At 50.9% G+C, this 22,227-nt stretch carries 21 protein-coding genes; 5 read left to right on the top strand and 16 right to left on the bottom strand.

The window, feature by feature from the left end; genetic code table 11:
- Positions 1-29 precede the first annotated feature (29 nt).
- On the top strand, positions 30-1,487 hold the full coding sequence (mltF, locus tag DAQ1742_RS04870; protein ID WP_083961088.1) for a membrane-bound lytic murein transglycosylase MltF: 1,458 nt from the start codon (positions 30-32) through the stop codon (positions 1,485-1,487).
- Between the two features lies 1 nt (position 1,488).
- On the opposite strand, the gene tadA is transcribed toward mltF, so the two are convergent.
- The 3 genes from tadA to DAQ1742_RS04855 all read right to left on the bottom strand — a co-directional run bounded on the left by tadA (position 1,489) and on the right by DAQ1742_RS04855 (position 3,486).
- Positions 1,489-1,989 (bottom strand): tRNA adenosine(34) deaminase TadA, encoded by a 501-nt coding sequence (gene tadA, locus DAQ1742_RS04865; protein ID WP_035346253.1) that lies wholly within the window; start codon positions 1,987-1,989, stop codon positions 1,489-1,491.
- A gap of 28 nt (positions 1,990-2,017) precedes the next feature.
- A complete protein-coding gene (gene murQ / locus DAQ1742_RS04860; protein WP_051124108.1) occupies positions 2,018-2,956 on the bottom strand; it encodes an N-acetylmuramic acid 6-phosphate etherase in 939 nt (312 codons plus the stop codon).
- Between the two features lie 188 nt (positions 2,957-3,144).
- The gene (locus DAQ1742_RS04855; RefSeq protein WP_035343603.1) at positions 3,145-3,486 is read right to left on the bottom strand and encodes a hypothetical protein; all 342 of its coding nucleotides are present in this window, start codon (positions 3,484-3,486) and stop codon (positions 3,145-3,147) included.
- A gap of 577 nt (positions 3,487-4,063) precedes the next feature.
- Between DAQ1742_RS04855 and DAQ1742_RS04850 the strand changes: the two genes are divergently transcribed.
- Together DAQ1742_RS04850 and DAQ1742_RS04845 are read left to right on the top strand one after the other, a co-directional pair.
- On the top strand, positions 4,064-6,250 hold the full coding sequence (locus DAQ1742_RS04850; protein ID WP_035343605.1) for a type I secretion system permease/ATPase: 2,187 nt from the start codon (positions 4,064-4,066) through the stop codon (positions 6,248-6,250).
- Positions 6,237-7,076, top strand: coding sequence for an HlyD family efflux transporter periplasmic adaptor subunit (locus DAQ1742_RS04845; protein WP_083961089.1), 840 nt, complete (start codon positions 6,237-6,239; stop codon positions 7,074-7,076). Before DAQ1742_RS04850 ends, DAQ1742_RS04845 begins: the two co-directional genes overlap by 14 nt.
- Before the next feature lie 29 nt (positions 7,077-7,105).
- Here DAQ1742_RS04845 and DAQ1742_RS04840 read toward each other — a convergent pair whose 3' ends face one another.
- Positions 7,106-8,623, bottom strand: a complete 1,518-nt coding sequence (locus DAQ1742_RS04840; protein ID WP_035343607.1) for a sensor domain-containing protein — start codon at positions 8,621-8,623, stop codon at positions 7,106-7,108.
- A gap of 766 nt (positions 8,624-9,389) precedes the next feature.
- A complete protein-coding gene (gene pdeH / locus DAQ1742_RS04835) occupies positions 9,390-10,181 on the bottom strand; it encodes a cyclic-guanylate-specific phosphodiesterase (RefSeq protein ID WP_071604104.1) in 792 nt (263 codons plus the stop codon).
- A 348-nt stretch (positions 10,182-10,529) separates the two neighbouring features.
- Between pdeH and DAQ1742_RS04830 the strand changes: the two genes are divergently transcribed.
- Positions 10,530-10,790: a YfhL family 4Fe-4S dicluster ferredoxin gene (locus tag DAQ1742_RS04830; protein WP_035343609.1), complete on the top strand. Its 261-nt coding sequence runs from the start codon at positions 10,530-10,532 to the stop codon at positions 10,788-10,790.
- 52 nt (positions 10,791-10,842) lie between these two features.
- Here the strand turns inward: DAQ1742_RS04830 and acpS are convergent, their stop codons facing one another.
- From acpS to rpoE, 11 genes are all read right to left on the bottom strand, one after another.
- Positions 10,843-11,223: a holo-ACP synthase gene (gene acpS / locus DAQ1742_RS04825; protein WP_035343611.1), complete on the bottom strand. Its 381-nt coding sequence runs from the start codon at positions 11,221-11,223 to the stop codon at positions 10,843-10,845.
- Positions 11,223-11,954 carry a pyridoxine 5'-phosphate synthase gene (gene pdxJ, locus DAQ1742_RS04820; protein WP_035343613.1) on the bottom strand — a complete coding sequence of 244 codons (732 nt, stop codon included), beginning with the start codon at positions 11,952-11,954 and terminating at the stop codon, positions 11,223-11,225. The genes acpS and pdxJ overlap by 1 nt, the downstream gene beginning before the upstream one ends.
- Before the next feature lie 72 nt (positions 11,955-12,026).
- Positions 12,027-12,764 (bottom strand): DNA repair protein RecO, encoded by a 738-nt coding sequence (recO, locus tag DAQ1742_RS04815; protein ID WP_035343615.1) that lies wholly within the window; start codon positions 12,762-12,764, stop codon positions 12,027-12,029.
- 11 nt (positions 12,765-12,775) lie between these two features.
- The gene (gene era, locus DAQ1742_RS04810) at positions 12,776-13,681 is read right to left on the bottom strand and encodes a GTPase Era (RefSeq protein WP_035343617.1); all 906 of its coding nucleotides are present in this window, start codon (positions 13,679-13,681) and stop codon (positions 12,776-12,778) included.
- Positions 13,678-14,358: a ribonuclease III gene (gene rnc, locus DAQ1742_RS04805; protein ID WP_035343619.1), complete on the bottom strand. Its 681-nt coding sequence runs from the start codon at positions 14,356-14,358 to the stop codon at positions 13,678-13,680. The genes era and rnc overlap by 4 nt, the downstream gene beginning before the upstream one ends.
- 180 nt (positions 14,359-14,538) lie before the next feature.
- Positions 14,539-15,477 carry a signal peptidase I gene (lepB, locus tag DAQ1742_RS04800; RefSeq protein ID WP_035343621.1) on the bottom strand — a complete coding sequence of 313 codons (939 nt, stop codon included), beginning with the start codon at positions 15,475-15,477 and terminating at the stop codon, positions 14,539-14,541.
- A gap of 16 nt (positions 15,478-15,493) precedes the next feature.
- Positions 15,494-17,293: a translation elongation factor 4 gene (gene lepA / locus DAQ1742_RS04795; RefSeq protein ID WP_035343623.1), complete on the bottom strand. Its 1,800-nt coding sequence runs from the start codon at positions 17,291-17,293 to the stop codon at positions 15,494-15,496.
- Positions 17,294-17,539: 246 nt separating this feature from the next.
- Positions 17,540-18,022, bottom strand: coding sequence for a SoxR-reducing system protein RseC (gene rseC, locus DAQ1742_RS04790; protein ID WP_035343625.1), 483 nt, complete (start codon positions 18,020-18,022; stop codon positions 17,540-17,542).
- Entirely contained in the window at positions 18,019-18,969 is a 951-nt protein-coding gene (rseB, locus tag DAQ1742_RS04785; RefSeq protein WP_035343627.1) for a sigma-E factor regulatory protein RseB, read from the bottom strand. The genes rseC and rseB overlap by 4 nt, the downstream gene beginning before the upstream one ends.
- A complete protein-coding gene (gene rseA, locus DAQ1742_RS04780; RefSeq protein WP_035343629.1) occupies positions 18,969-19,643 on the bottom strand; it encodes an anti-sigma-E factor RseA in 675 nt (224 codons plus the stop codon). Before rseA ends, rseB begins: the two co-directional genes overlap by 1 nt.
- Positions 19,644-19,691: 48 nt before the next feature.
- Positions 19,692-20,267 (bottom strand): RNA polymerase sigma factor RpoE, encoded by a 576-nt coding sequence (gene rpoE, locus DAQ1742_RS04775; RefSeq protein WP_035343631.1) that lies wholly within the window; start codon positions 20,265-20,267, stop codon positions 19,692-19,694.
- A gap of 349 nt (positions 20,268-20,616) precedes the next feature.
- Between rpoE and nadB the strand changes: the two genes are divergently transcribed.
- Positions 20,617-22,221, top strand: coding sequence for an L-aspartate oxidase (nadB, locus tag DAQ1742_RS04770; protein ID WP_035346259.1), 1,605 nt, complete (start codon positions 20,617-20,619; stop codon positions 22,219-22,221).
- Positions 22,222-22,227 lie beyond the last annotated feature (6 nt).

Here is a 22,227-nt window from a genome sequence, read left to right as displayed (position 1 = left end):
AGGCCAACCGGCCGCCGAGAGACAACTCATTGAAGCGTTTAACGATAAATTATTTTTTCATCGGGGTTATCGCTTTGCTGTTAACGCTGGCACTGTGGCCAAACATCCCCTGGCGCAGTCATCCAGACGATCAGCTAAGGCAGATTCTTTCACGCGGTGAACTGCGTATCAGCACCGTGACCTCTCCGCTGACTTATACACTCAGCGAGGGCTCCCCCACCGGATTAGATTATGAACTGGCCAAACGTTTCGCCGATTACCTCGGCGTGAAGCTGGTTATCTCCGTGCGCCAAAATGTCGATGACCTGTTTGGCGATCTGGATCATGACGATGCCGACTTGCTCGCCGCAGGACTTATCTATAATCGCGAGCGTTTAAGCCGTTTTCGTGCCGGGCCCGCTTATTATTCCGTGTCGCAGCAGTTGGTCTATCGTATGGGTATGCCGCGCCCCAGCGCGCTGGATAAACTGCAAGGTAAACTGACGGTATTATCCGGTTCTGCCCATGCCGCCACGCTACGTGATTTAAAAGCCACACGCTACCCGCAACTGGGCTGGGAGCTCACCACCGACCAGTCAGAGCAGGAAGTGCTCAAAAAAGTGGCTGACGGAACACTCGATTACACCATCGCGGATTCCATCACTATTGGCCTGATACAGCGCATCCACCCGCAACTGGCGGTTGCTTTTGACTTGAGCGATGAAGAGCCCGTTACCTGGTATCTGCGTCAGGGCCGTGATGACAGTATCGCCGCCGCCTTGCTTGACTTTTTCAGTCAGGCGGCCGAAGACGGCTCACTGGCGCGTCTGGAAGAGAAATACCTCGGGCATGTTGGCGAGTTTGATTATGTGGATACCACGGTATTTTTAAGCGCCATTGATAACACACTGCCGGTTTTTCGCCCCTTGTTTGAAAAATATGCCCAGGACATAGACTGGAAACTACTGGCCGCTATCTCTTATCAGGAATCACACTGGAATCCGCTGGCAACCTCACCGACCGGCGTGCGCGGGCTGATGATGTTAACCCGTAACACCGCCGACAGTCTGGATGTAACAGACAGGCTTGACCCGCAAGAGAGTGTGCGGGGCGGGGCGAAATACCTCTCTTTGATGATGCAACAGGTGCCAGCGTCCATCCCGCAAGATGAGCGTATCTGGTTTGCGCTGGCGGCGTATAACATGGGGTATGCCCACATGATGGACGCGCGAAAACTGACTGAGAAACAGCAAGGCAATCCAGACAGTTGGGCTGATGTCAAAATACGCTTACCCATGCTGAGCGAAAAACGCTACTACAGCCAAACCGCCAATGGCTATGCGCGGGGTCAGGAAGCCTATAACTATGTAGAAAATATCCGACGTTATAGGATTAGCCTGGTCGGCCATCTGTCTGAAAAAGAGAGCCGCTCACGTCAAGAGCAGCTCACCGCCAGCGCCTATCCGGCTGTTCCACCGGACAGGCTTGTTGCCAATACGCAGCGCTGAGTCACCCGGATAACGGGCGTGACAGTCGTGCTTCACGCTGCTGTTGACGCCGCATTTTGAAAAAGCGGCTCAGTAGCGAGGCGCACTCCTCAGCCAGTACCCCATCAGTAATCGTGATGTGATGATTCATTCCGGGGTGGCGTAAAATGTCCACCAGCGACCCGGCTGCACCGGTTTTGGCATCCGCCGCGCCGTATACCAGACGGCCAATCCGGCTGTGGATCATCGCACCGGCACACATCACACAGGGTTCCAGCGTGATATATAAGGTCGTATCCAGCAGACGATAGTTTTGCAACACCGCGCCACCCTGCTGTAAGGCCATGATCTCTGCGTGTGCCGTCGGGTCATGGCGGCCAATCGGGCGATTCCACCCTTCACCGATAATACGTTCTCCCTGAACCAAAACTGCCCCTACCGGCACTTCACCTTCATCCCAGGCACGCTGTGCCAGCATCAGGGCATGGCGCATCCAGAATTCATCATCAATTGAACCATTCATCATATCGCTTGCTCTGGTATTGAAAGCCTCAGGCCGTATCGCCACGTAATGCGTCTCGCAGATAACCGTTACTGGCCTGTAATCGCTGCCTGGCCTCGGGAGCCTCACAGCCGATGACCACCATCACGATGGCAGGCTTGACGTCATAGTCCGTTTGCCTGAGGTAGTGTTCTGCACTGTGACGGTCGATTCCTGTGGCATCCATGACAATCCGGCAGGCGCGATCGATAAGCTTTACATTGGTGGCTTTCATATCCACCATCAAATTTTGATACACCTTGCCAAGGCGTACCATGGCACCGGTAGAAATCATATTTAAGACCAGTTTCTGCGCCGTTCCAGATTTCAGCCGGGTTGAGCCAGTTAGCACTTCCGCTCCCACTTCAGGCGAAATGGCAATGCTGGCCTCTTGAGCAATCGGTGAATGCGGGTTACAGGAAATGGCCGCCGTACGGCACCCTATGCGGCGGGCATAGCGCAGGCCGCCTATCACATAAGGTGTGCGCCCGGATGCCGCCAGCCCTATCACCATATCGCGCGGATGAAGATCCAGCGCCACCAGATCGGCTTCGCCAAGAGGAGCAGAATCTTCAGCCCCTTCGACCGCCTTTAGTAATGCACCGGGCCCGCCAGCAATCAGGCCTATCACCCGATCCGGCGACACGCCAAAAGTCGGCGGGCATTCAGAGGCATCCAGCACCCCGAGACGCCCGCTGGTGCCCGCGCCCTGATAAATAAGCCGTCCCCCCGCTTTCAGGCAGGCTGCGGCGGCATCTACGGCTTGTGCGATAGCAGGCAGCACATCTCGAATGGCCTGTGGCACTCGCTGATCTTCCTGATTAAAAAGCGTGACCATTTCCAGGGTTGACAATGTATCAAGATGCAGTGAAGCCGGATTGCGTCGTTCTGAGATCAATGCCGCAAGTTCCGGCTCGCCGTGTTGTTCATCCGCGTGATTGTCATTCATTTATTTCGCTACCTTACCTGTGAATCCCGAGATTCTTTTCATATCCGTGCCAGCACTCTGCACCGACATTGATGCTTTACGACTCTGCTCAGCATGAGTGCCCTGTGCACCATCGCCATACCCGCACCAGACATAAAAAAACGGCTTGCAAGAACGCTCCGGCAAGCCGTTTTTCTCTACAGCAGGCATTAGAACATCTTGTCCTCATCTTCACGGATAAGCGAGTCCAACCCACCTAACGCTTCGCGCGTTCGGGCGCGATCGATCAGTTTTAACTGTGCTGCTGCCGGAAGATCCGTAATATTAATTTGCCCTTTGGTTATCAACACCTGAATCAAGTCTTCCAATACACGAACCATTTCCAGATCGCTACTGCGCAAACGCTCAATATTAGCCAAAATAGCCTGCTGATTGTTCAACCATGCCATCGCCTCTGGTGAGTCATCTGGCAACTGGTCGCTCATTTCTGGAAACGGCGCTTTTTCTACCCTGATAAGATGGCCGTTGCTATCACGCAAAATATAAAACATACCAAGCCCTTTTTATTCACAAAAAGAGAGCCTCCCAGACAGGGTAAGCTCCGTTCCTGATTAGGATATCGTTATGGTAGCGCATCTGTGGGACGCTGAAAAAAACATTCCCCTGCCAGCACAGTTCATCGGATATATGTCATGGCGATGATATGCCTGCACATTCCGCCCAGCCTGAAAATACAGCCAAGGCAAGGGGCCACATCGCACTCCCCCGCCCACTCATTGTCGTCAGGCAGGCGATACGTCAGTACAGGCCAACCGTCAGCATGTCATTTTCATCTGCATGGAGCAAGTCAGCCGTTCCCCCACCCGGCAACCGCGGTATTACATAGCAAATCGGTTTACTTTTGCTTCTCTTTGGTTGCTATCTGGCTTCTATTTCATACTTATTTGACCATCCGGCTCGTATGAATGAAATCAAGGGTTGCGTCCGGCGAGGTTCGCCATGAATAATGCTTGCCGGTCTTAAGCTGAAAACACAACAAAATCAGGCATTCTTGCTTACTTCTTTCTATTTTGTACTAATTTTCATCTTAAAACAGGCGATCATAAAAGCTAAGGAACGCGTAGCGACATGAATACACATCATGCTCATCCTCCCGGTAGTGAAGAACGTCGTCCCTCTTCGCCGCATCAGGACCCACGGGGCCGTCATGACGACCCACTGCTTGATAGCCTGCTGGTTCTCTGCCAGCTACAGGGTAAACCTGTTAGCCGCACGACACTAACGGCGGGGCTGCCTCTGGAAGAACATCGCCTACCGTCTCATTTGCTGCCGCGTGCTGCCGGGCGTGCAGGATTACGCGCCCGTATACTCAAACGCTCACTGCATGATATTCCGGTCATGTCACTGCCGGCCATGCTGCTGTTGCGTGAGGGGCGCGCGGCCATTCTCGTCGGCTGGGCAAGCGATGGCTCGGCACGGCTCATGACCGGAGAAACCGACGGTGGGGAAATCAGGGTCGATCACAACACATTACAGCAGAATTACCTCGGACTAGTGATGTTTGCCCAGCCCGCTCACCGGGTTGAAACGGCGCGCCCTTCACAACGGGTACACGGTCGCCACTGGCTGCGCCATATGCTCGGTTTTTCCCGAGGGCTGTACCTGGATGCACTCGCCGCCAGCCTGCTGATTAATCTTATTGCCCTCTTTATCCCGCTGTTTGTGATGCAAGTCTATGACCGGATCATTCCCAATCAAACCCTGACTTCGCTGTGGGTACTGGCCTGTGGCATCGGCATTGCTCTGTTGTTTGACGTTATCCTGCGAACACTGCGCAGTCTGTGCATTGATATTGCCAGCAAAAAAACCGACCTGATGCTCTCTGCTACGCTGTTTGAGCGGGTTCTCGGTATGATGCTGGCAGCTCGCCCGGCCCGAACCGGTGTGCTGACACATCAAATTCGTACTTTTCAGACGCTGCGAGAAACCTTATCGCCCACCCTATTGGGTGCGGTGCTCGACATGCCGTTTATGCTGTTAAGTCTCATGTTGCTATGGATATTAGGTGGTGTGCTGGTTTGGGTTCCGCTACTGGCTGCGGTGGCTATTTTGCTGATGAACTGGCTAATACAACACCGTGATAGCCACATTCAGGCTGACATACAGCAGTTGGCAAACGCGCGTCAGGCCGTGCTGACTGAAAGCCTCAACAGTCTGGATATGCTCAAAATCAATAATGCGCAGGGTGAACAACAATACCAATGGGAACAAGCCTGTGCGGCACTCAATCAGTTAAGTTACCGCGCCAGAATCTGGGCTGCGCTGGCGCTTCATCTGACACAATACGTACAACGTCTTGCCAGCGTGTTGGTCATTATTTTTGGCGTCTATCTGCTTTGGGATAATAAACTCACGCCTGGCTCACTGGTTGCCTGCTACCTGCTGACGAACCGGGCACTATTAACGCTAGAGCCGTTGTCTGAACTGTTGGGCCGCTATCGACATATTCGTTATTCGCTGGAAGAAGCCCACCATCTGATGCAACTGCCGCAGGAACACAACACAAACGCCTACCCGCTTAAACGCGAGCGCATTCAAGGCAGCATCGAATTTCGCGATGTCACTTTCAGCTATCCAGAGCAAAAAAACCGCGCGCTAATCGATATCAACCTGTCTATCTCCCCTGGAGAGAAGGTCGGGATTATTGGTCGTACCGGTTCGGGCAAAAGCTCACTGGAAAAACTGGCCGTTAACCTTTACACGCCAACGCATGGCAATCTGTTGGTTGACGGCCTCGATGCCAGACAACTTGATATTGCCGACTTACGCCATCATGTCGGTTATGTCCCACAGGATATCCAGCTTTTTTATGGCACATTGCGAGATAACCTGCTTTGTGGAGCTCGATATATCGATGACGACACCATGCTACGCGTGGCGGAAATGGCTGGAGTTAACGACTTTGCCCGGCTGCACCCTGATGGCTACAACCTTCAGGTCGGTGAGCGGGGAATGCACCTGTCCGGTGGGCAGCGTCAGGCCGTTGCCATCGCCAGAGCGCTGCTTTTAGACCCACCCATCCTGATTATGGATGAACCAACCAGCGCGATGGATAACAGCAGTGAAGACCGTTTCAAACAAGCGCTGCACCCTTATCTTGTGGATAAAACCCTGCTGCTGGTCACTCACCGGGTTTCCATGCTAACCCTGGTAGACCGGCTAGTCATTCTGGACAAAGGGCGCATTATTGCCGATGGCCCAAAAGCGATTGTTCTGGATGCATTAAGAAAAGGGCAAATCAATGCGTCGCACTAATGTTTTTCACAAACTCTGCATCTATTTTTCCGGCCGCCAAAGCCGATGTGTTGACGACTTACCGGATGTCATAAAGAACCAGCGGGAAGACACGCCCTACCTTATCCGGCTTTCGGTGTGGGTGATGCTGGCTTTTGTTGTATTTTTGATAAGCTGGTCTGCGTTTATCAATATCGATGAAGTGGTTCGTGCTCAGGGAAAAACCGTTTATCAATTGCAGCGTTACAGCGTACAGGCATCACAAAGCGGCGAGCTGAGTGATATGTATGTACACGAAGGGCAAATCGTGAATATCGGTGATCCGCTGATGCGCCTTGAACACAATCAGCAAGCGCTTTCCGGCACAAGTCAGAATAGAACGGATCAGCTATTTCTGGTGATGTCTCCTATCAAAGGCATCATCAGTCGTATTTTGGTCAACAGCACAGCGGGCCGGATTCAGCGTGGCCAGACGCTGGCTGAAATCACACCACTGGATGACAAATTGCAAATTGAAGCATATGTGCGCCCACAAGATATCGCTTTTTTGCGCCCCGGCCAGAATGCAACGGTCACTTTTACCGCTTATGACTACACCACTTACGGTGGCCTGAAAGCCTTCGTTGATTTGATTCATACAGAGATGATGACTGGCCAGTCAGGCGATAATTTTTATCTTGTCAGACTGCATGCAGAAAAAAATTACCTGGGAAATATCGATAAACCGTTACTGATTCTACCGGGCATGACCGCCAACATTGATATTATCAGCGGAAGAAAAACACTACTCAGTTACGTGTTTAAACCTATCAAACAGGTGCAAAAAGAAGCGTTACGGGAAAGGTAGTCATTGACCCTGATGAGCCGCTGACTACGCTACTGATGTGTGTTCAAATCATGGTAAATCTGGGTCTGGCTGCGTCCCAGTGCTTTCGCCTGGTACATCGCTGCATCCGCATTGATGGCCAGAGTGAGCGAATCGGTGCCGTGCTCAGGATACAGCGCAATACCAATACTACATGAGATATCGAGCTTTTTACCTTCAATATAAAACGACTCATTTAACGCATGATGAATTTTGTCTGCCACATATAACGTGTTCTCCACCTCTTTAATTCCCTGAAGCAGGATAATGAACTCATCGCCACTGCGTCGGTATACGGTATCGGTCTCACGCACCGCGCCACGCATGCGCGCCGCCGCTTCTTTTAATAATAAATCCCCTGTGGCATGGCCGAAGGTATCATTGATTTGTTTAAATTTATCCAGATCAAGGAACATCAGCGCAATCTTTCTGCCAGTCTGCCGTGAAAGCTGGATAGCCTGCTCCATTTGTTCGGCAAATGTCAGGCCGTTCGCCAGCGAGGTCAACGAGTCGTAATGCGCCAGTTGACGATAGTGCTCTTCACTGCGGCGCAGCATATCAATTGCACGATAGCGCTCGATCGCAACTGAAACCAACTGCGCCGATTTTTCGATTGACGCAATTTCATCTTCAGTCGGTGAATAAACCTTACGGTGGTAAACGCTCAACACGCCAAGAATCTCTTTGTTCTGACCAAAAATAGGCTCAGACCAACAAGAACGCAGCCCGGCATACAACGCCAGACCTTTATAGAGTGTCCAGTGCGGATGCGTGGAGATATCTTCAGCAATAACACGCTTACCACTGTACGCTGCGGTACCAAATGAGGCCGCACCATCGGCAATTTTGACGTTGTGGATAGCATTTTTGTAAAAACCGGGCAGACTTGGCGCAGAACCGAGAGTCAGGCAACGTTTCTCTTTATCTACCAGCAACACTGAGCACACTATCCGGCCGGGATTTTTCTCCTCAACGCTAAAAATTATCGCATCCAGAATATCTTTCAGCGGAGCGCCACTGGATAGGAGTTCCAAAGCACGGTTGTAAGAGTTGTCATGATGCTCCTGGGTTTTACGCTCAGTAATGTCCATTTTGATGCTGACGTACTGAACCGCATCGCTGGCTTTATTATAGATTTTGACAATGCTGGCTTTTTCCCAATACAACTGCCCATTTTTTTTACGGTTAATAAACTCACCGTTCCAGATTTCACCTTTATTGAGCGTGCTCCACAACTCTTCATACACGCTCGCATTGGTCATTCCAGAACTTAATATATTTGTCTTGCGCCCTATCACCTCTTCGGGTTCATAGCCTGACATCACTGTGAACTGCCGGTTTACGTACACAATTTCGCTGCTTTCATTAGCGATCATAATGGATGAAGGGCTGTATTCAGCGGCGAAAAACACCATGTTCAGGAAGTCCTGCTTTTTTTGCTCTGCGTTAGCTTTTTCCTGAAATTTGCGAGTCCTTGCAGACGAAATCCCCAAGAGTACTATTAATAGGGTTATTATAATTTCATACACAATAACACTCTCCTCAGGCCCAGAGCGGTCCTGATCGTACAAATCGCATCACTGAAGACGAAAAATTCCCGGTAATAACTCCCCGCATATGGGTTTTTAGGGTTGGCGCATTTCCGGAGAGTAGGAAGGATGAATGAAAGAACTATCCAGCTCTGCTGCGGGACAGGTTCATAACCATGAGAACGACAGCATAAAGCCTCCATTATATCGCCGTGTGCAGACCTGAATAATAGATTCAAGAGAATTAGCTTAATCAATTATATTAATGATAGTTATAGACATAAGCCTGGCTAATATTTTGATACAGCTCTTTACAGATTTCGTAGCGCTGTATTTTGACTATCAATTTTTTGTAAGCAAATCAATTATACCGATAAGTCCCACTATTTTAATCAAAAATAACTATCACCTGCTGCTTTTTGATCGTTAGTAGCGAACATTATTTTTTTTATCCTTACAAATCAGATAATTAAAATACAAAAATGCTAATATCTACTTTCCTTATGGCTGGCTATTTTTCAGGCACGTAACTGAGTAATGGCGTTAGAAAAACGCTGTCTTTGCCACATAAAACACTATATTTATATAAAAAACAAGGTATAAAAAATGAAAAGTACAACATTAGCGCGCTAATCATTTATTTTATATCGTATGTGGCTGAAATATGAATTTTATTTTATGCCATCTGAAGACATGAAAAGAAACAGCGGTGCATAAAAAGGCTGATCGCCTGAGATCTGGCTGCATCGCGAGGCGAGAGAACGAATTAAAGCTCTGAGCGCAGGGCATCAAGGTTTTCAAATGGCTGGGGACGTGACAGGAAATACCCTTGAGCCGCAGAGGCATGAGATTGCCGGACAACATCCCACTCCTCTTGTGTCTCGACCCCTTCAATCACAACATCATTGCAATATGTCGACAGCAGTGTCACCAGTGAGGGAAAAAGTTGCCTTCCCTGATGGCTCTCCAGCAGCATAATAAAAAGTTCACGCGCAATCTTGATGCAATCATACTTTGCCAGGGGCAGCGATGAAAAATTAGCCACTCCGCAACCAAAATCATCCAGCCAAAGCTGACTGGCTTCCGGCAGCATTGACAGCGTATCATTAGGAAGGCTGGCCAGACTTTCAACCAATTCGAAGCGCAACCACGGCATACCTGAAAGTAACTTCTTGGCTTCACGGTTTTCCTGCAATGCCAGCAATGTGACACCATCGATATTTACCGATGCTCTCAAACCATCGCGCACAAAGCGCTCATGCCATTGACGCAACAAACGCAGTTGCTCAATCACTATGTTTAAACGCTCATCGACATTAAGGTGGGTGAAATATATTTCAGGGGAAAGAAACTTTTGTGGCGCAGATGGATGAAAAACAGCGGTCAACAATTCAATGCCCATTAGCCGACCCGACGTGCGGTAAATGGGCTGAAATCTGTAACGTCGGTGACAGCTATGCCAATAATCAACATCCGTTAACTGGACCTCCTGAGTGAAGGGGGCTTCAGAGCCGGGCTGATTAATATGACTGTTTTGCTGCACTGTATGTCCCGCCATTAAAGGAGATGCTTACGCGTAAAAGTATACCACATGCACATATGAGTTTATCGCTTCACCTCAGACAAACCGCACTCAGGTTAACTGTAATGCGAGTTACAGTACAAAGCGAATATGACGGATACATTGCATGAGAAATTTTGTTTTTTTATATCAAAAAACTATGAAAAATTATGCACTACAATCGCATAATAGTGATTAATAACCCTGTCGTATAGTCTCTCAATCAAAAGAATAGACTCTTTTTTTAGGCTTTTCTCGGTGAGCGTTGCTCATTTATTACCGGGTCTGTGTAAGCCGACCAGAGAAGGGTATAATCAGCGGCTGGTTTATGAAAGGAAAGAAAACATGGCGCTACTGATTACCGCAAAATGCATTAACTGCGATATGTGTGAGCCGGAATGCCCGAATCAAGCTATCTCTATGGGTGCTGAAATCTATGAGATAGACCCAAACCGTTGTACCGAATGCGTAGGCCACTACGATATTCCCACCTGCCAGAAAGTATGCCCTATCGACAACACGATTCTTGGCGATCCAGCCTATCAGGAAAGTCAGGATCAGTTATGGGAAAAATTTGTCCTGCTGCATCACGCTAACCAACTCTGACTATAATGTTGATTCGTTCGTCATCGACCCACCGCGCCGAGGCCTCGTCTTCTCAACGCTCGATAATGACCGTAGCGCAGGCATAATGCCGCTCGTCTGCCAATGATACATGGATATGCCGTGCTCCCATCGACTCGGCAAGTTCTGCGGCACGAGCAAGCAAACGCAGGCCAGGTTTACCCAGCGCATCATTGACCACTTCAAACTGCGCAAACGCCAGGCCATGACGAATGCCAGTACCGAGCGCTTTTGCCGCCGCTTCCTTTACGGCAAACCGCTTGGCCAGAAAGCGGACAGGCTGAGTATGCGCCTGATATTGCAGCCACTCTTGTTCACTTAATACACGCCGGGCAAGGCGATCGCCAGAACGACTGACAATCGCCTCTATGCGGGAAATCTCAACAATATCCGTACCGAGCCCCACAATCGCCATCAGCGACGAGCTTCCCGCATCAGCGTTTTCATCTCGGCAACAGCGGGAGCCAAGCCACTCATGACCGCACGCCCAATAATAGCGTGACCAATATTTAACTCGTGCATTTCTGGTAATGCCGCAATGGGCTGCACATTATGGTACGTCAGCCCATGACCAGCATTCACTTTCAGCCCGCGTTCTGACGCATAACGCGCGGCATCACGGATACGCTCAAATTCCTGCTGGCGCACTATCTCATTCGGTGCATCGGCATACGCACCGGTATGAATCTCGATATAAGGTGCGTTACTCGCAATAGCGGCATCAATCTGCGCCCGGTCAGCATCGATAAACAGTGAAACCAGAATCCCCGCGTCATTTAACCGAGCCACCGCAGCACTAATGCGCTCAATTTGCCCGGCGACATCCAACCCGCCTTCGGTCGTCACCTCCTGGCGTTTCTCTGGCACCAGGCAACAAAAATGTGGTCTGAGATCACAGGCAATCGCCAGCATTTCCTCTGTCACGGCCATTTCAAGATTCATGCGGGTTTGAATGGTTTGCCGCAACAGTTGGACATCGCGATCGGTAATATGGCGGCGATCTTCACGCAAATGCACGGTAATACCGTCTGCGCCCGCCTGTTCAGCGACAAAAGCGGCCTGAACCGGATCGGGGTACGCCGTGCCACGCGCATTACGCAAGGTGGCGATGTGATCAATATTTACACCTAACAACAATTCAGCCATAACCCTCACTCTCTCATCCATCACTGACCAACACGGGCTACACCGTCTGTCAGCATACGTTAGCGCCTCACATTACCGCGTTATTTTGCCGGGAACCACCTTAGACAAAACGGGCAAGCCTTGACGAAATAGCTCGCGGCTTTTTAATGGTTTCCCACCAAGATAGGGTTTCAATGCGATACGGGTGAAACGTTTGGCGGCACGCAGTGTCACTGCATCAGGAAACTCTCTTGCGGCCAGTGCCTGTAACTCTCGCCCGGTAAAACTACTATTATCCACCACCAGGCTGGCAATAAACCCTTTTTCTTCCCGGTAACGATACGTCATGGTGTCAGCAACAGGCTCTCCGCTCCCGGCACAGTGCAAAAAATCCACGCCATACCCGAGATGTTCCAGCAACGCGAGCTCAAAACGGCGCAGAGCGGGTTCTGGCGAACCGCTCGCAGCCGCCAGATGTTGCAAACAATAAAGATAATCAAAAAACAGCGCAGAATAGTTGGTTTCCAGCTCCAGCACCCGCATCAGCAACTCATTCACATATAACCCGCTGTATAACAGCGGGCCATAGAGCGGTAATGCCAGAGAAACCGGTTCGGCATTGCGCAGGGTTTTAACGTCACCTCGCCCACCCCAACGCACCAGAAGTGGCGTGAACGGCTGGAGACTCCCCTTAAGGCTAGAGCGCCGAGCCCTTGCGCCTTTTGCCAGCACCCGGATGCGGCCTTCATTTTCAGAAAACAGATCCAGCAGCAGGCTGGTTTCGCTGTAAGGTCGCCCATGTAAGACAAACGCACGCTGCCAGCCTTCCATCGGCGCAGACCTTATAGATCGTCGATATAGCCCAGACTACGCAGCGCTCGTTCATCGTCTGCCCAGCCTGATTTCACCTTCACCCACAGTTCCAGGTGCACCTTGGCCTCAAACATCTGCTCCATATCCTGACGCGCTTCAATACCGATGGTTTTGATTTTGGCTCCTTTATTGCCAATCACCATCTTTTTCTGGCCTTCACGTTCAACCAGAATCAGGCCGTTGATATCGTAGCCACCGCGCTCATTGGTAACAAAACGTTCAATTTCCACCGTCACCGAATACGGCAGTTCTTCTCCCAGAAAACGCATCAGTTTTTCACGGATAATCTCAGAGGCCATAAAACGCTGCGAACGATCGGTAATGTACTCTTCGGGAAAATGGTGCACAGCTTGTGGCAAATGCTTGCGCACAATAGAGGCAATGGCATCAAGATTCATGCCTTTTTCCGCAGAGATTGGCACCACATCGAGGAAGTTCATTTTTTCACTCAATGTCTGAATATGTGGCAACAACTGGGTTTTATCCGCCACATTGTCAACTTTATTGATAGCCAGTAATACCGGTACTTTTTGGTCACGCAGTTTGTTGATGACCATTTCGTCATCGTCTGTCCAGTGGGTGCCTTCCACCACGAAGATAACCAGCTCAACATCACCAATCGAACTGCTGGCCGCACGGTTCATCAGGCGGTTGATAGCCCGTTTTTCTTCAATATGTAGCCCAGGCGTATCCACATAAATCGCCTGATAGGGACCTTCCGTATGGATGCCCATGATACGGTGACGAGTGGTTTGCGGTTTACGCGAGGTGATAGACACTTTCTGCCCCAATAACTGGTTCAGCAAGGTTGATTTACCGACGTTAGGTCGGCCAACAATCGCGACAAAGCCGCAGTAGGTCTGTTCTTCGCTCATTCAAGCTCCAGCTTTTTCAGGGCCTGTTCCGCCGCAGCCTGTTCAGCTTTACGACGGCTTGACCCGGTACCCACTACCGGCTCGCTAACCCCGCTGACCTGGCAATGAATGGTAAATTCCTGATCGTGCGCCTCACCACGCACCTGCACGACTAAGTAAGTAGGTAACGGCAGATGGCGTCCTTGCAGAAATTCCTGCAAACGCGTTTTCGGATCTTTTTGTTTATCCCCTGGGCTGATTTCATCCAGACGGGTTTGATACCATTGCAAAATCATTCGCTCGACGGTCTGAATATTACTATCCAGAAATACCCCGCCAATCAGTGCTTCAACGGTATCCGCCAAAATAGACTCGCGCCGGAATCCCCCGCTTTTTAATTCGCCGGGGCCAAGACGCAGGCATTCTCCCAGTTCGAATTCACGGGCAATTTCAGCCAGTGTATTTCCCCGCACCAGGGTCGCGCGCATCCGGCTCATATCGCCTTCATCAACGCGGGGGAAACGATGGTACAACGCATTGGCTATGACAAAACTCAGGATGGAATCACCAAGGAACTCCAGCCGTTCATTATGTTTACTACTGGCGCTACGGTGTGTCAGTGCCTGCAATAAAAGATCATATTGTTGGAAAGTATAGCCCAGTTTTTTTTGTAAACGATTTATCAGGATGGGGTTCATGTGCTACCAATAGCTCTATAATGCCTTTTCAAACAACAGCATACGGAACAGCCCTGCCTTGCCACCAAAAAGTCAAAACTGTTTCGTTTGCAGTGGCTCCCGCCCGGGAGCCTGCATTTATTATTCAGAAATATTCTACAACGGAAGTCGCAAATTTGCTGCGAGTTTATTTACATTCGATTAATGAATACCGCCAATTCGGCTTAAACGAACACCGGTTGGCCACTCGCCTTCCTGTTTTTCAAAACTCATCCAGATAGCCGTCGCTTTACCCACCAGATTACGCTCTGGCACAAACCCCCAATAGCGGCTGTCTGCACTGTTGTCACGGTTATCACCCATCATAAAATAATGGCCCGCAGGGACAACCCAGCTCCCCAGCGGCTGACGAGCCTGCTGATAATAGAGTCCTAATTGATCCTGAGCACCTGGCACGGAGAGAATATTGTGTGTCACCTCGCCCAGCGATTCTTTACGGATCGCCATACGAATGCCTTCACTTTTTTGACCCACCGGGATCGGGTAAAAACCGCTGGTCATCTCACGCCCGGTACCGCTGAATGTCTGCACAAAGTCACTCGGCTCCACATTGCTGTAGGTAACCGGCACTGCGCTGCTACAGCTCGGCTTATCCCCACAGCCTGGCTGAATAGTGACCTGTTTGGCTATCGGATCGTAGCTGACGCGATCCCCAGGCAAACCAACGGCACGCTTAATGTAATCAAGACGCGGGTTTTCGGGATATTTGAACACCACAATATCGCCACGCTGAGGATGACCTGTTTCAATCAAGGTGGTCTGCGTTATTGGATCCTTAATACCGTAGGCAAACTTTTCCACCAGAATAAAGTCGCCTATCAGCAATGTCGGCATCATCGAACCTGATGGAATCTGAAACGGTTCAAAAATAAAAGAACGCACCACAAACACCAATGCCAGCACCGGAAATACGGACGCGACAGTCTCAACCCAGCCAGGCTGTTTTAGGTTCTTTTCACCCGCACCGCCAGCAGCGGCTTTAGCACGCCGGGCCGGAGCCCACTTAAAGCGCTCCAGACACCAGACTAAACCTGTCACCAGCGTTGCCAGTGCCAGAATCAGGGCGAACATATTGGCCATGCAAACTCCTCAGGATTTATTTGCTTTCTTTGCCGACGTGCAGAATGGCCAAAAACGCTTCCTGCGGCAGCTCAACATTCCCTACCTGCTTCATGCGCTTCTTCCCATCTTTCTGTTTTTGCAGCAGTTTTTTCTTACGACTGACGTCACCACCATAGCACTTCGCCAACACGTTCTTACGCAACTGTTTCACGGTAGAACGCGCGATAATGTGATTGCCAATTGCCGCCTGAATCGCGATGTCGAATTGCTGACGCGGGATCAGGTCTTTCATTTTTTCCACCAGTTCACGACCACGATACATTGAGTTATCACGGTGAGTGATCAATGCCAACGCATCAACACGTTCGCTGTTGATCAATACGTCAACACGCACCATATCCGATGCCTGGAAACGCTTAAAGCTGTAATCCAATGAAGCATAACCTCGGGACGTAGACTTAAGGCGGTCAAAGAAATCGAGCACGACCTCAGCCATTGGAATCTCATAAGTCAGTGCCACCTGATTACCGTGATAGACCATGTTGGTCTGCACACCGCGTTTTTCCACACATAACGTAATCACGTTACCGAGGTATTCCTGCGGCAGTAGCATATGACACTCGGCAATGGGCTCACGCAGCTCTTCAATATTGTTGACCGGGGGCAGTTTGGAGGGGCTATCAACGTAGATAACCTCATTGCTGGTGGTCTTTACCTCATACACCACTGTTGGTGCGGTAGTGATGAGGTCGAGATCATATTCACGTTCCAGACGCTCCTGAATGATCTCCATATGCAGCAAGCCGAGGAAACCACAACGGAAACCAAAGCCCAGCGCGGTGGAACTTTCCGGTTCATAGAATAAGGAGGCATCATTCAGGCTAAGTTTACCCAGCGCATCACGAAACGCTTCATAGTCATCAGAACTTATCGGGAACAGACCGGCATAGACCTGAGGTTTTACCTTTTTGAACCCCGGCAGCGGCTTTTCGGCCGGTTTACGCGCCAGCGTTAACGTATCGCCCACCGGCGCGCCAAGAATGTCTTTGATGGCGCACACCAGCCAGCCGACTTCGCCACATTGCAGGCTGTCACGGTCAACTTGCTTAGGCGTGAAAATACCCAGACGTTCGGCGTTATACACCTGACCGGTACTCATCACTTTGACTTTATCGCCTTTACGCAGCGTACCGTTCTTGATACGAATAAGCGAAACCACACCCAGATAGTTATCAAACCAGGAGTCAATAATAAGCGCCTGCAATGGGGCTTCAGGGTCACCTTGCGGTGCTGGAATTTCCCGCACCAAACGCTCCAGGACATCCGGCACGCCGACTCCGGTTTTGGCTGAACAGCGCACCGCATCCGTGGCATCAATGCCGACAATATCTTCAATTTCTTGGCTGACTCGGTCAGGATCGGCGGCAGGCAGGTCTATTTTGTTCAGCACCGGCACCACTTCCAGATCCATTTCGAGCGCGGTGTAGCAGTTAGCCAGAGTTTGAGCTTCTACGCCCTGCCCGGCATCCACAACCAGCAGCGCACCCTCACAGGCCGCGAGCGAGCGCGAAACTTCATACGAGAAGTCGACATGCCCTGGGGTGTCGATGAAGTTCAACTGGTAGACCTGGCCATCAGAGGCTTTAAAGTCCAGCGTAACGCTCTGTGCTTTGATAGTAATGCCACGCTCACGCTCCAGATCCATGGAGTCCAGCACTTGCGCCTCCATTTCCCGTTCAGACAAACCACCGCAAATTTGAATAATGCGGTCAGAGAGCGTCGACTTACCGTGGTCGATGTGAGCAATAATGGAGAAATTTCGTATATGCTTCATTATAAAAGTTTTTCTACCTTGGTATTTCTGAATTCTTGCCGAACGGCATGCGCAATGTGATGACAGCCATAGCCACTGTCATATCCTGAATCGCAGCATTCTACATGCCAGACGGTGTAAAACCTAGTCATGACGCACGGAATCCATGGCCTGGTTATCGCGGCATATCAGATGAAAAGAGGAAAGCAGGAGCAAATTCTGATTAAACCCCGCAAAACACCGTGGCAAAAGCGGCTGATACCAGGCTTAACCCTGCGGTTCATGGGGTGACAACATCGTGGTACGTAGCTGGCTTCCTGGCAGGGCGACCTGTAAAATCACTGGCTTATAGCGTGGATTGTTGGCCATTGCCGGCGAAAAATACCTCAGCGCCACGAAACTCACCATCATCCCCACAATCGCTCCGGCTACGGCGGCCAGTTCACTTGCCAGCCAGTATTGCAGCAACGCCGCCCCCAGTATTAGCCCAAGTAAAGGAAGCAGATAGACCAGCATTGCCGAGCGCAGCAGGCTCGCTTCGGCCAGCCCAATCTCAACCCGCTGGCCGGGCTCTAAGGGATGTGGATAATCCAGCGACAGTTGATGCGAAACAGGCCCGCCTATCTTGCTTAGCACGCCGGTGGCACAAGAAGACTGGGATTGGCACCCCTGGCAGCCAGAACGCTGCTCGCAATGCAATATCGCTATGCCATCCTGCCATGACACCACGGTCGCCCATTCTTTAATCATGGTTGCGCCTTGAAGATGACGTTATCGGCAATACGCTTGGCGGTAGCCAGAGGCAGTTCACCAATAACGGTAATTTCTCGATTATCACGCACTTCGGTATGAATCGTTTTACGACCTAGTGAGGCATTTTGGTCGGGGTGACTTTCTCCCAGTGGACTGACATTCACCGAAAAGCTAAAGAGTCCATCGCTGTAAAAACGCGACTCCGCAAGCCCGGTCGCACCGGGGAGCGGGCGCTGACTCCGTGACACTTCAGCCATGCCAACCGGCAACCATTCAGACACCCAGCTAAAATCCCCCGCGGAATTCACCGGCACACTGAGTAACGGCGGTGGATTGATTTTGTCCATCGGCTTCATGACGGTCGTAATGTTTTTATCCACGGAGATAGATATCGCGCGGTATTGTTCAAGTAACTCGCCATTCTGGTCGAGCAAGTCAACCCGCAGCGGCAAACGCGACTCCGCATCCAGACAAACAATATAACTGAAACGAGTCCCATCACGAGACACGACCCGCACCACATCGCCCTGACGATCGGCCAAACGAATACGGCCGGTTGGGATAAAATCATAATAGGCGGACAACCGCGAAACATCAGCGAAAATCAACGCAGGAAGGGAATCTACGATGTGATCGCCAGATAGGGTGAAGGGCTCGGCGTCAGACTCAAAATAACTGATGTCATTTCCGCGCTGAATTACCTCACGTTTGGGGCCATCCAGATGAATTAATTCGGCGAGAGTGTCATCCCCCTGTCGCGAGTGACGATAGCGGAGGGACTCAATGCCTTGCCGGGAGACATTGATGTAGTAAATTTCGTACGTTAACGAACGGCCAACGGTACTCATTTGCTGCAACAACGCCCCGGAATCGCTTGCCGGGGCGAGAGAGGAGTAAGACAGGCTACCCAGCAATAAACCGGCTGCCAAGCAAAAACGCTTCATTACTGCGGCTGAATTCCTAATGACTGAGTCCCCGGTACCTGAACAGCCGCTTGCTGCTGGCTTCCCTGTTGTTGCAGTTGCAACTGGTCAGAATGAACGCGACGCTGCAACTCATAATCTTGCAACAGCGCATTGATACGCTCATGCTGAGCCTGCATCTGACGCTGACCAGCGTGCGCTACGCTATTTTCAGCTGGCACACTGAGGCTGACAGGGGATGCAGACCCTCCCATACCCATCACGGGCAGGGTGCTTAATACCGGCGCATTTTCTGCCACACCACTGTCACTGACGGCGTTATTTTGCTGGTAGTGCTGAACACCGACAATCACTGCCAGCGAAACACAGGCCGCGATACCAATCTGAGCCAATTGACCAGCCAATGGGCGAATTGCACTCCAGAATGGCAACGCCTGCCAGCTACGAGGATGAGGTTGTGACTCAGTTACGGCTTGCGGGTTGAAGTGAACCGGCTCTTGCTCAAGCGCGGCGGCGACACGCGCAGCGATATCCACTTGCATCAGCGGTTCATTGACATCACCGCGCAACACATCACGCACCAGATGATAACGCTGCCACTCTTGCTGCAATTTTTCGTCTTTCAGTAACGAGCCCAGCACGCCCTGATCAACAGCTTCACCATCCATAAAAGCGGAAAGTTTCTCTTTCTGCATAACTCACCTTACCTTGTCAAACCCGTCATGAGTAACGTTAAGAACAAGCTAACGCTGAATAAGCGGTTGCACTTTGTTATCAATCGCTTCCCGTGCGCGGAATATTCGCGAACGGACAGTACCGACCGGGCAATCCATGATGTCGGCAATTTCCTCATAGCTCAACCCATCCAGTTCACGCAACGTGATTGCCAGGCGTAAATCTTCAGGCAATGACTCGATAGTATGGAAAACGATCCGTCGTAACTCTTCAGACAACATTAAATTCTCAGGGTTCGATATTTCTTTCAACGCGCTGGCATTTTCATAATTTTCAGCGTCGTTGGCATCCACATCGCTTGATGGCGGACGCCGCCCCTGAGCCACCAGATAATTTTTTGCCGTGTTGACCGCAATACGGTACAACCAGGTATAAAAAGCGCTCTCGCCACGAAAGGACTCCAGGGCGCGATAAGCTTTTATAAATGACTCCTGCACGACATCAGGTACGTCTCCTGCGGGGACGTAACGTGACACCAGGCTCGCCACTTTATGCTGGTAGCGGACGACCAGTAAATTAAATGCCTTGCTGTCGCCTTTTTGTACCCGCTCGACCAGCACCTGATCCGCTAACTGCTCGCTCATCCGAGATAATGTCTCCCCAAAACCGTGTTTCCACGCCTAAGCTAAGTACTGCCAGCCATATCTAAAATTGAGCAAGCACCGGCTTGGAGCGTTGTTATGCCCAAAAGTTCCATCGTAAAAGGTATGTTTTACATTTTATTGCGTCGTCAGCACACCTTTAAGGAAATGATTTTGCTGCCACAACAGTAAACCTGCCTATGCCAAAATCATACGTTAAAACCCCGAGGCTGACACCCCGTATCTGTTATTTCGCCACATTTCGTTTAACAAAATAAACAAAAAATGGAATAAAAACGCAAATTACGTGCTAAATTGATTTTCATTGTTTTATAAACTAAACATCATAATCATGAGTGACTCCTCCACAACGTACCACAGTGACGTCCTTATCATCGGCAGCGGTGCCGCTGGCCTCTCGCTCGCCCTGCAACTGGCCGCTCATGCCAGGGTTTTGGTATTGAGCAAAGGCCCGTTGAGTGAAAGTGCAACATTCTATGCACAAGGCGGTATTGCCGCTGTGTTTGATGAAACGGACAGCATCGAAGCCCACATTGAAGACACCCTGATTGCCGGTGACGGTTTATGCGATCGTAACGCGGTGTCGTTTATTGCCCGTAATGCCCGCCAATGCGTGCAGTGGCTTATCGACCAGGGCGTGTTGTTCGATACCGAAACCGCCGTGCACGGCGAGGCACGCTATCACCTGACGCGCGAAGGTGGCCATAGCCATCGCCGCATTCTCCACGCCGCGGATGCCACCGGCAAAGCGGTGGAAACCACGCTAGTCAGCAAAGCACGTCAGCACCCAAACATCACGTTGCTGGAACGGTGTAATGCCGTTGACCTGATCACGTCCAGCAAGCTCGGCCTGCCGGGCCATAAACGGGTGGTGGGAGCCTATCTCTGGAACCGTGAACGCGAGCGAGTTGAAACGTGCGCGGCCAAAACGGTGGTATTGGCCACCGGCGGAGCGTCCAAAGTCTATCAGTACACCACCAACCCTGACATTTCTTCAGGCGATGGCATCGCGATGGCCTGGCGCGCAGGATGCCGGGTCGCTAACATGGAATTTAATCAGTTTCACCCGACCTGCCTTTACCACCCGCAGGCCCGTAATTTCCTGCTGACGGAAGCGCTGCGCGGCGAAGGTGCACTCCTGAAAAGACCCGATGGCAGTCGCTTTATGCCCGAATTTGATGCTCGCGCTGAGCTAGCTCCACGCGATGTAGTGGCGCGGGCGATTGATCATGAAATGAAACGCCTCGGTGCTGACTGCATGTATCTGGATATCAGTCATAAACCGGCTGATTTCATCATGCAGCATTTTCCGACCATCTATGAAAAACTGCGCTCATTGGGCATTGATTTGACGCGTGAAGCGGTGCCTATCGTCCCGGCGGCACATTACACCTGTGGCGGTGTTGTCGTTGATGAACAAGGCCGTACCGATCTTGACGGGCTCTATGCCATTGGTGAAGTTAGCTATACCGGCTTACATGGCGCTAACCGCATGGCATCAAACTCACTGCTGGAATGCCTGGTCTATGGCTGGTCTGCCAGCGAAGATATCTTGCGCTGTTTAGCGGAAAAAACGGCCGTTACCTCGCTGCCAGGCTGGGATGAAAGCCAGGTAGAAGACTCGGATGAAAAAGTAGTTATTCAGCACAACTGGCACGAATTGCGGCTGTTTATGTGGGATTATGTCGGTATCGTGCGCACCACCAAACGGCTGGAGCGTGCATTACGGCGTATTTTGCTGTTACAGCAGGAAATTCATGAGTATTACGCCCACTTTCGCATTTCCAATAATTTGCTGGAACTGCGTAACCTGGCACAGGTCGCCGAGTTAATCGTTCGCTGCGCACTGGCGCGTAAAGAAAGCCGGGGCCTGCACTACACGCTGGACTACCCGGCGCAGGCAGAGAACCCGCAACCGACGATCCTTCACCCCTGATCCTTG

The organism is Dickeya aquatica, from assembly GCF_900095885.1.
GTDB lineage: Bacteria > Pseudomonadota > Gammaproteobacteria > Enterobacterales > Enterobacteriaceae > Dickeya > Dickeya aquatica.
The sequence above is the reverse complement of the archived record's forward strand: the minus strand, read 5'-3'. Positions and strand labels throughout refer to the sequence as shown.

Excerpts from the sequence above, each read along its gene's own strand:
- tadA (WP_035346253.1), bottom strand. The coding sequence starts at position 1,989 with ATGAATGGTTCAATTGATGATGAATTCTGGATGCGCCATGCCCTGATG.
- murQ (WP_051124108.1), bottom strand. The coding sequence starts at position 2,956 with ATGAATGACAATCACGCGGATGAACAACACGGCGAGCCGGAACTTGCG.
- DAQ1742_RS04855 (WP_035343603.1), bottom strand. The coding sequence starts at position 3,486 with ATGTTTTATATTTTGCGTGATAGCAACGGCCATCTTATCAGGGTAGAA.
- DAQ1742_RS04850 (WP_035343605.1), top strand. The coding sequence starts at position 4,064 with ATGAATACACATCATGCTCATCCTCCCGGTAGTGAAGAACGTCGTCCC.
- DAQ1742_RS04845 (WP_083961089.1), top strand. The coding sequence starts at position 6,237 with ATGCGTCGCACTAATGTTTTTCACAAACTCTGCATCTATTTTTCCGGC.
- pdeH (WP_071604104.1), bottom strand. The coding sequence starts at position 10,181 with ATGGCGGGACATACAGTGCAGCAAAACAGTCATATTAATCAGCCCGGC.
- DAQ1742_RS04830 (WP_035343609.1), top strand. The coding sequence starts at position 10,530 with ATGGCGCTACTGATTACCGCAAAATGCATTAACTGCGATATGTGTGAG.
- acpS (WP_035343611.1), bottom strand. The coding sequence starts at position 11,223 with ATGGCGATTGTGGGGCTCGGTACGGATATTGTTGAGATTTCCCGCATA.
- pdxJ (WP_035343613.1), bottom strand. The coding sequence starts at position 11,954 with ATGGCTGAATTGTTGTTAGGTGTAAATATTGATCACATCGCCACCTTG.
- recO (WP_035343615.1), bottom strand. The coding sequence starts at position 12,764 with ATGGAAGGCTGGCAGCGTGCGTTTGTCTTACATGGGCGACCTTACAGC.
- era (WP_035343617.1), bottom strand. The coding sequence starts at position 13,681 with ATGAGCGAAGAACAGACCTACTGCGGCTTTGTCGCGATTGTTGGCCGA.
- rnc (WP_035343619.1), bottom strand. The coding sequence starts at position 14,358 with ATGAACCCCATCCTGATAAATCGTTTACAAAAAAAACTGGGCTATACT.
- lepB (WP_035343621.1), bottom strand. The coding sequence starts at position 15,477 with ATGGCCAATATGTTCGCCCTGATTCTGGCACTGGCAACGCTGGTGACA.
- lepA (WP_035343623.1), bottom strand. The coding sequence starts at position 17,293 with ATGAAGCATATACGAAATTTCTCCATTATTGCTCACATCGACCACGGT.
- rseC (WP_035343625.1), bottom strand. The coding sequence starts at position 18,022 with ATGATTAAAGAATGGGCGACCGTGGTGTCATGGCAGGATGGCATAGCG.
- rseB (WP_035343627.1), bottom strand. The coding sequence starts at position 18,969 with ATGAAGCGTTTTTGCTTGGCAGCCGGTTTATTGCTGGGTAGCCTGTCT.
- rseA (WP_035343629.1), bottom strand. The coding sequence starts at position 19,643 with ATGCAGAAAGAGAAACTTTCCGCTTTTATGGATGGTGAAGCTGTTGAT.
- rpoE (WP_035343631.1), bottom strand. The coding sequence starts at position 20,267 with ATGAGCGAGCAGTTAGCGGATCAGGTGCTGGTCGAGCGGGTACAAAAA.
- nadB (WP_035346259.1), top strand. The coding sequence starts at position 20,617 with ATGAGTGACTCCTCCACAACGTACCACAGTGACGTCCTTATCATCGGC.